The sequence below is a fragment of the Kitasatospora sp. NPDC056273 genome (assembly GCF_042268845.1).
GTDB lineage: Bacteria > Actinomycetota > Actinomycetes > Streptomycetales > Streptomycetaceae > Kitasatospora.
Window position 1 is genome coordinate 173379 of sequence record NZ_JBHJSJ010000001.1, and the last position, 7885, is coordinate 181263.

At 72.0% G+C, this 7885-nt stretch carries 7 protein-coding genes and 1 pseudogene; 4 read left to right on the forward strand and 4 right to left on the reverse strand.

What is annotated here, in order from left to right:
• Positions 1–42: 42 nt before the first annotated feature.
• On the reverse strand, positions 43–1599 hold the full coding sequence (locus ACFCY1_RS00755) for an FAD-dependent monooxygenase (protein WP_375873017.1): 1557 nt from the start codon (positions 1597–1599) through the stop codon (positions 43–45).
• 58 nt (positions 1600–1657) lie between these two features.
• Between ACFCY1_RS00755 and ACFCY1_RS00760 the strand changes: the two genes are divergently transcribed.
• Complete coding sequence (locus tag ACFCY1_RS00760) at positions 1658–2299, forward strand: TetR/AcrR family transcriptional regulator C-terminal domain-containing protein (protein ID WP_375873018.1); 642 nt, start codon at positions 1658–1660, stop codon at positions 2297–2299.
• Between the two features lie 221 nt (positions 2300–2520).
• Positions 2521–3576, forward strand: a complete 1056-nt coding sequence (locus ACFCY1_RS00765; RefSeq protein ID WP_049651707.1) for a beta family protein — start codon at positions 2521–2523, stop codon at positions 3574–3576.
• A 103-nt stretch (positions 3577–3679) separates the two neighbouring features.
• Here the strand turns inward: ACFCY1_RS00765 and ACFCY1_RS00770 are convergent, their stop codons facing one another.
• Complete coding sequence (locus ACFCY1_RS00770) at positions 3680–4639, reverse strand: alpha/beta fold hydrolase (protein WP_375873019.1); 960 nt, start codon at positions 4637–4639, stop codon at positions 3680–3682.
• Positions 4640–4754: 115 nt separating this feature from the next.
• Here ACFCY1_RS00770 and ACFCY1_RS00775 point away from each other — a divergent pair, with 115 nt between their 5' ends.
• The gene (locus ACFCY1_RS00775) at positions 4755–5723 is read left to right on the forward strand and encodes a helix-turn-helix transcriptional regulator (RefSeq protein WP_375873144.1); all 969 of its coding nucleotides are present in this window, start codon (positions 4755–4757) and stop codon (positions 5721–5723) included.
• Between the two features lie 99 nt (positions 5724–5822).
• On the opposite strand, the gene ACFCY1_RS00780 is transcribed toward ACFCY1_RS00775, so the two are convergent.
• Positions 5823–6386 (reverse strand): YdeI family protein, encoded by a 564-nt coding sequence (locus ACFCY1_RS00780; RefSeq protein WP_049651705.1) that lies wholly within the window; start codon positions 6384–6386, stop codon positions 5823–5825.
• 283 nt (positions 6387–6669) lie between these two features.
• On the opposite strand from ACFCY1_RS00780, the gene ACFCY1_RS00785 reads away from it, so the two are divergent.
• Complete coding sequence (locus tag ACFCY1_RS00785) at positions 6670–7470, forward strand: hypothetical protein (RefSeq protein WP_375873149.1); 801 nt, start codon at positions 6670–6672, stop codon at positions 7468–7470.
• 101 nt (positions 7471–7571) lie between these two features.
• Here the strand turns inward: ACFCY1_RS00785 and ACFCY1_RS00790 are convergent.
• Positions 7572–7676 (reverse strand): annotated as a pseudogene (locus ACFCY1_RS00790) (dihydrofolate reductase); the annotation flags it as partial.
• Between the last annotated feature and the right edge of the window lie 209 nt (positions 7677–7885).

The following is a 7885-nucleotide window of genomic DNA, read 5'->3' on the forward strand; positions in this document are numbered from 1 at the left end:
CACCGCCCCGCGCGTTCGCGCCCGTACGGCCGCGGTCGGCGGCTACCGGCGGGCGAGGGTCGCCGTGACCGCGTCGCGGGCGGATTCGCGGGGGTCGGCCTCGGTGGAGAGCCAGGCGAGGTGGCCGTCGGGCCGGACGAGGGCGGCGGTGACGCCGGACCAGGCCGGGCGGTGGCCCACCGGGCGCCGGCCGGCCGGCGGGGCGGTGCGGACGTCGAGGCCGGGCGTCACGTCGTGGGCCAGCGGCGCGAGCGGTGACGGGGCGTCGGGGGCGGTGGCGAGGTCGAGCAGGACGTAGCGGCCGCGGCGCAGCAGGGGCAGCAGCGTGCCGCCGCCGTGGACGGCGAGGTCGGGGGCGCGGGTGCCGGTGAGCGGGTGGGCGCCGGACGGGTCGGCGGGCGGGTAGGTGACGGCGAGCCCGGCGGAGCGCAGGGCCAGGGTGTCGGAGAACTCCGGGACACCGGCGATGAGTTCGCCCAGCAGGTCGCGCATGGCGAGGTTCTCCGGGGTGTAGGTGGTCATCAGGCCGGTCTGCGCGCGGGTGCTGCGCAGCAGGTCGGCGCCGACCGGGTGGCGTTCGGCGTGGTAGCTGTCGAGCAGGCCCTCGGGGGCGGTGCCGGCGAGGGTCTGGGCGAGCTTCCAGCCGAGGTTGCCGGCGTCCTGGAGGCCGACGTTGAGGCCGGGGCCGCCGGCGGGGAAGTGGGTGTGGGCGGCGTCGCCGGCGAGTAGGACCCGGCCGTGCCGGTACCGCTCGGCCTGGCGGGTGGCGTTGCCGAAGGTCGAGATCCAGCGCGGGTCGCGCATCCCGTAGTCGGTGCCGGTGATCCGGCGCACCCGGGTGCGGAGCTCCTCGACGGTGGGGGTCTCGGGCCGTTCCCGGACGCTCCGCGCGTCGTTGCCGACCACCCGATGGAGGCCGTCGGGCAGCGGGAAGACCATGACGGTGCCGTGCTCGTTGGAGACGGAGTGCGCGACCGGCGGCGCGTCGAGGACGACGTCGGCCATCCAGGCCCACCGGGTGGCGGCGGTGCCGGGAAAGCCGATGCCGGCGGCGCTGCGCACGGTGCTGCGGCTGCCGTCGCAGCCGACCAGGTAGGCCGCGCGCAGCCGCCGGGGCCCGGCCGGGGTGTCGACGTCGACGGTCACCGCGTCCTCGTGCCGGGTCAGCCCGGTCACCCGGTGCTCGCGCAGCAGGCGGACGCCGACGGCCTCGGCGTGGGCGGCGATGAGTTCCTCGGTGCGGGCCTGCGGCAGGGCGAGGGTGAACGGGTAGGGCGTGTCCAGCCGGGAGAAGTCCATCCGGCTGGTGAGCGAGGCGAAGTGTCCGCTGGGCACCCGCAGGCCTTCGGCGAGGAACGGCGCCACCAGCCCCCGGGCGGCGAACAGTTCGAGGCTGCGCGGGTGGACGGTGAGGGCGCGGGAGTGCGGGTCGGGCTCGGCCCGGGTCTCCAGCACGGTCACGTCGACGCTGTGGAGCCGCAGTTCGCAGGCGAGCCAGAGGCCGACCGGTCCGCCACCGGCGATGACGACCTGGTGCGTGGCGTCCGGTGCGGTGTCGGGGGCGGAGGCGTGCGTGCGGGTGTGCGTGGCTTCGGACATGGCGAAGCCCCCTTTCTTGGTCACTGACCAACGATGGCTCCTCCAGTACACTTGGTCGGTGACCAAGAATCAACCCCGGACCACCGCGCGGCCCCGGCTCGACCCGACCGCCGTGGTGAACGCCGCGCTCGAACTGCTCGACGAGAAGGGCGCCGAGGCCGTGTCCCTGCGCGGCACGGCCGAACGCCTCGGCGTACGGATGAACACCGTGCTCTGGCACGCCAAGACCAAGGCCCGGCTGCTGGAGCTGATGGCCGAGGCGATCGTCGCCGAGGTCCGGTTCTCCGATCTGCCCGAGGCCCCGGCCGAGCGCGTGCGCGAACTGGCCCGCCGCTACCGCCGCGGCCTGCTCGCCCACCGCGACGGCGCGGCCGTCGTCGCGGGCACCTACGCCGCCGAGCCCGCGACCCTCGGCTTCGCCGACCACGTCGTGGCGGCCCTGCTCAGCACCGGACTCGACGAACGCCGGGCCGCCTGGACGTTCTGGAGCATCCAGTACCTGACGCTCGGCCTGACCCAGGAGGAACAGGCCCTCCGCGCCTCCGACGAGGAGCACACCCTCGGCCCCGCACTCGCCGACGGAGGCTACCCCGCGCTCGACCGGGTGTCCCGGCACATGGAGGACACCGCGTTCGACGAGCGCTTCGAGTTCGGCCTCGACCAGCTGCTGCGCCCCCTCGGGGAGGCCGAGGAGGGGTGACGCGGGCTCCGGGCGGCGGGGCCCGGACACGACGACCGGCAGGCCGTCCGGCTTTCGTCATGCGGCACGGACTCGACCCGGCGCTCCGGTGGACGCCGGTGGTGAACGCCCGCCCGCTGCGCCGGGTGCGCGCCCTGGTGCGACGGCGGCGGGCGTCGCACACTGGCGGGGCGACAGTAACCCCGGGTAACGCACGCGCCACCGTCAGCAGGGGGATGCCGATGGAGTACGTACCGATCCTGCGTGGCAAGGCGGGCGAGTTCATCGCCCTTCGCAACATCAGCGCCGACGTCCAGGCGCGCATCCGCCCGCTCCTCGAAGTCCACCCCGACCAGCGCCTGGCCGACGTCGTGCAGACCTTCGCCGACCACGCCGGGGACCACCTGCCCGGCAACCTCACCGTGACCGTCGACTGCGGGCAGCTCTGGCAGTACGGCGCCGTGGGGACCGGCTTCCGCGGCCACGCGATGCGCTGGCTCAGCGACGCCTTCCGCGAGTGGCTCCACACGCTCGTCCCCGCCTTCCGCACCACCGACCCGGACGGCTCCCTCGACGAGACCCGCCAGGCCCAGCTCGCCCACGGCGCCGGAGGGTGCCTGCGCGTCGACCTCAACCACCTGCCCCACGGCCCCCGGGAACTGACCGAGGACGTCCGCCGCACCCTCGACGCCGTCGTGCTCAAGCCGCCGGACACCGACCTGCTGCTCGACGCCGGCTACCTCCCCGACGCCGACACGGTCACCGGCCTCGTGCCACGGGCAACCGAGGTCCTGGCCTGGGCCCGCGCACTGCCCTGGCGGCGCATCGCGCTCGCCGGCGGCGCGTTCCCGCCGTCCCTGCGCCGCGTCACGCCCCACGTCCTCACCGCGCTGCGCCGCCACGACCTCGACCTCTGGGAGCGCGTCGCCCGACGGGCCGGAGGCCGACCGCCCGACTTCGGCGACCACGGCGTCACCCACCCCGAGCCGCCCGCTCCCGCCCGCGTGCGAGCCGCACCCGTCAACCTGCGCTACACCAGCGGGCGGCACTGGCACGTCGTGCGGGCCGTCGGCATGGCGGGGATCGACACGCTCCGGCTGTGCCGCGAACTCACCCGGGCCGAGGTCTGGTTCGGCGGTCGGACGAACGACGAACTGTCCTGGGGGGACGGTGAGATCCGCCTCCGGGCCGACGGCCTCGCGGCCGGTCCCGGCGGCCCCAGCCAGCGGCGCGCCTGGGAGACCTCCCACCACCTGGCCGCCGTCACCCGGTCCATCGCGGAGCGGGGACGGCCCTGACGGTGCCGCCCGCACGCGGGGCCGTGACGCCTACGGGTGACGCCTACTGGCCGACGTCAGGACGGCAAGGCAATTTGGACCGAGCAATGCACCCGCTCGGTGATCATTTGTCGGACAGGCTCCAGCCCTGCCGCTCCAGCCATTCCGAAATCACCTGGTTGGTTTCTTCCGGCATTTCCTCCTGGATCCAGTGACCGCAGTCCAGGCCGACCACTTCCACGTTGGGCACGAACTCTGCCAGTCTTTCGAACCTCAGGATCGCGAAGTCCTGGTCGCCGTAGATCATGAGGGCGGGCTGCTTGATGATCGGGTCCGCGTCCGCCAGCTGGTGCCAGTTGCGGTCGAGGTTCCTGTACCAGTTGATGCCGCCGGTGAATCCCGACGTCTCGAACGCGGCGACGTAGACGGCCAGGTCGCTGTCGCTCATGACGGGCTCACCGAGTGCTGTTTCCGCCTTGGCGAGGTTGATGAACGCCATGCCCGGTTCTGGGGATGCGGGGGGCACGTTCTTCCGGTAGAGGTTGCGGAGGAACCGGGAGGTGTTGGCATCGAATGCGGCGTCCGCGACGCCCGGCTGCCGGTTGAAGTGGACGAAATAGAAGTCGCCGCCGAGGAAGGTCTCCATGACCTCGATCCACGGCGTTTCTCCGCGCTCCTGGTAAGGCAGGCTCAGGTTGATCAGCTTGTTCACCCGGTCGGGGTGCAACAGGGTCAGCCCCCAGACGACGAACGCACCCCAGTCATGGCCGATGAAGGTGGCGTCCTCGTAGCCGTAGTGGTCCAGGAGCGCGACGAGGTCACACGTCAGGTGTTCGATGTCGTAGTCCGTCACCTCGGTCGGGCGGGATGAGTTGCCATAGCCCCGCTGGTTCGGTGCGATGACGTGGTAGCCGGTCGCTGCGAGGACGGGCATCAGGTGACGCCAGGAGAAGGCGTGCTCCGGCCAGCCGTGGCAGGGCACGATGGGCTTGCCCTTGTTCTCTCGGCCTGCCTCGAAGACTTCGAGCTCCACACCGTTGACCTGGACGAGGGTGGGCTCGGGAAATTCTGCTGGATTGAACACTGCATTTCCTCTCTGGGGCGTTCGCCGGCGGTCGACCTCCTCGATGAGGCCATGTCGCCATCGTGCTCCCCAAACCGGTCACCCCATGACCGGTTTCCATGAGACTTTTGTCAGCATGCGATCCGATCGGCTGGTGGCCGTACTCCTCCTGCTCCAACGGCGCGAGCAGGTGACAGCCGCAGAGGTCTCCCGAGAGCTGGACGTCTCCGAGCGCACCGCCCGCCGCGACCTCGACGCCCTGGCCATGGCCGGGGTGCCCGTGTACTCCGTACAGGGCCGAGGTGGCGGCTGGCGCCTCGTGGGCGGCCTGTCCGGGTTGACCGCCAGTGAGGCCCGCGCCCTGTTCCTGGCCGTCGGTCCGGCCTCGGATGCGACGCCGGCGATGAAGGCAGCCCTGCGCAAGCTCGTCCATGCCCTACCGAAGCCATTCCAGGTGCAGGCCGAGGCAGCGGCGGCGTCGCTGGTCGTGGACCCGCAGCGATGGGGGGCGAGCCGGATCGAGCACCGGCCGCCGCGCTTCCTCGACGAACTCCAGGACGCGGTGATCAGCGGCGTCCAGGTGTCGCTCGGCTACGTCGACAGCAAAGGCGTCGAAACCCGGAGAACCGTCCACCCGCTGGGCATCGTCGCCAAAGGTCCTGTGTGGTACCTCGTCTCCAACACCGGGACCGGCCGACGGGTCTTCCGGATCGACCGCGTGTCGTCCGCTGACCCGACCGGCGACCCTGTGCACCGACCCGGGGACTTCGACCTTGCCGAGAGCTGGAATGAGATCGTCGAAGAGGTCGATCGCAAACGAACGCCGCTGGAGGTCCAGGCGGTATGCACACCCGACGGGATAGGCATACTCCGGATGGCGCTCGGCGACCGGCTCGACGTGGGAGGTTCCACGGCCGATGGCCGCATCGAGGTCGTGATCCGCGGCCCCAACGAGTGCATCCTCGCCGGCGAGCTCTCCGGGCTGGTCGAATGGGTCGAGGTGACCGGCCCTCCGGGTGTGCGAGACCACCTGGCCTCGATCGGCAACGCCCTCGTCGAACGATACGGCCGGCCGCGCACCCGCGGAGACCTTCACCCGTCTTGAAGCGGACGAGGCAGGGCTTCGCGAACAGTTCCGTTCAACAGGGTGGGTTCGTCCGTTCCGGCAGTCGCCTGGTCACGAGTCGGCGGGCCTGCCGGGCCCTCAGGTTCCGGGGCGCCGGAACGGCTTGAGCCGCACCCCCTCCAGGCTGTCGGCGATCAGCTGGTCCAACCGCCGCTCCCGGGTCTCGTCCCGCTTGGCACTGATCACATGGTGGATCGCCGACTTGCGGTAGGACGGCGCCTGCCCGCTGAACCACTCCCACGCCCGCGGTTCCGCTTGGAAACGAGCCAGCTGCGCCGCCTCGAACTCCCAGACCGGCTTCTCCTCGCGGCCCCGGTCACGGGCTTCGAACACCGCGATGCCGGCCGGCCGCATGAGCCCCTGCGCGGTCAGCTCCTCGATCTTGCGGAGGTTGACCTGGCTCCAGTTGCCGCGCGGCCTGCGCGGGGTGAACCGGATCGTCCAGGAGAAGTCGTCGATCGGGCTCTGCCGGCCGTCGATCCAGCCGTAGCACAGGGCCTGGTCGACCGCCTCCGACCAGCTCAGGGTGGGCTTGCCCGTTCCCTTCTTCCACATGCCCACCCGGCATTCGGAGGCAGTCGCATGGTGCTCCTCCAGCCAGTCCCGGAACTCCTCAGGACTTGAGAAGAAGGTTGGCTCCATGCGCGGTGCTCCCGTCGGTCGTCTCGTCGGTTCCATTGAACCCGTCGGGTGCGACAATCCGAGACCTGGGCGCAGCTGCTGGAACACGTCCAGGTCGACGATGCGGTGGGCCGGGAGGAGTGGACGGTTGCCGTGGACTCCACAGTGCAGGGGTGGGGCCCGTGTGTTCAGGCCATTCCCGGGTGCGGGCGCCCGAACCCGTCGCCCTGGCGGGCAGGATGGTCGGCAACCCGCGCCCCGCCCGGCCGGGCCTCGACGACCGATCGGAAGGCAGGAACCAGCGATGCCGAAGAGCCCACGGCGATTCACGGCGGCGGCCACCGTCTGCGCCGCACTCATCAGTGCGGTGGGCCTCCTCGCACCGACCGCGCAGGCGCAGGTGCGGACAGGGGCACCGGCGTCGGTGCTCGCCGCACCGGACGCGGAGACGGGCCTGCCGAGGGACACCGGAACTCCCCCGGGCACCGAGGGCCAGTCCACCACGGTCACCCGTCCCGACGGCACCCAGGCGCGGTTCGCGGTCTTCTCGACCGACTACGCCACCGGCCAGACCATCTGGTACCAGACGCAGTCCGCCCCCGGCGGCCCGTTCGGCGCCTGGAGCCAGGTCAACGGCATGAGCCTCAACTTCCAGAACCTGGTGCTCACCGCCGCCGCGGACGCCGACGGCGCCCTGGAGGTGTTCACCATCGGATACCAGTCGTCGGTCCTGGTACGGATCCACCAGGCCGGCCCGGACGGTCCATGGTCGGCGCCCGAGCCCTTCGGCCCCGCCGGGGCGGGCGTGCCGAGGTTCTTCGGGCCACCGGTGGCCTTCCAGCGGGCGGACGGCACGCTGGCCTTCTTCGAGGTCTACCAGGGCTCGGGCAGCCCGCGGTTGTACGTCAACGAGCAGAGCGCCCCCGGGGTCTGGGGCTCCTGGAACGACCTGGGATCCGGCCCGCTCCCGGCGGGGGTGGCCACTCCCTCCTCCGTCACGCAGTCGGCGGACGGGCGGCTGACGGTGCTCGCGCACATGTGGAACGCCACGTCGTGGACGGCCCGGATCTCCGAGCAGGCTCCGGGTGGCCCCTGGGACTCCTGACAGGACTGCCGGAACGGCGGCTGCGCCGCGGGCTGACCCCGGCACCCGTCACCCGTATCCGAGCCCCGCACGTGAACCCCTCCTGGCCTCCCGGGAGTTGCGTGCGGGGCCGGGCCGCCGGTGCCCAGGCCGTTGTCCGGTCCGGGGTCGGGGCCGGTGACGAAGCCGTCCGGGGAGACCGAGATGTCGGCGATGACGCGGGTCATGCCGGGGTGCGTCCGGTCCGCTGCCCGGGGGCGGCATCTCCACCTCCGGACTGCCGCTGCCTGGTTCGTGCCCGGGTCGACGACGCGCGGGCGGAGGGACACGTGGGGCCCCCCCCCCCCGCGGGGCGGCCCCCCCCCCACAAGCGCCGGATGGGCCCAGACAGCGGTGTATTATTAAAAAAAAAAACAACCCAACAAAAAAAACAGAA

Bases quoted from the DNA above. Each gene is read 5' to 3' on its own strand.
- ACFCY1_RS00755 (WP_375873017.1), bottom strand. From the start codon at position 1,599: ATGTCCGAAGCCACGCACACCCGCACGCACGCCTCCGCCCCCGACACC.
- ACFCY1_RS00765 (WP_049651707.1), top strand. From the start codon at position 2,521: ATGGAGTACGTACCGATCCTGCGTGGCAAGGCGGGCGAGTTCATCGCC.
- ACFCY1_RS00775 (WP_375873144.1), top strand. From the start codon at position 4,755: ATGCGATCCGATCGGCTGGTGGCCGTACTCCTCCTGCTCCAACGGCGC.
- ACFCY1_RS00780 (WP_049651705.1), bottom strand. From the start codon at position 6,386: ATGGAGCCAACCTTCTTCTCAAGTCCTGAGGAGTTCCGGGACTGGCTG.
- ACFCY1_RS00785 (WP_375873149.1), top strand. From the start codon at position 6,670: ATGCCGAAGAGCCCACGGCGATTCACGGCGGCGGCCACCGTCTGCGCC.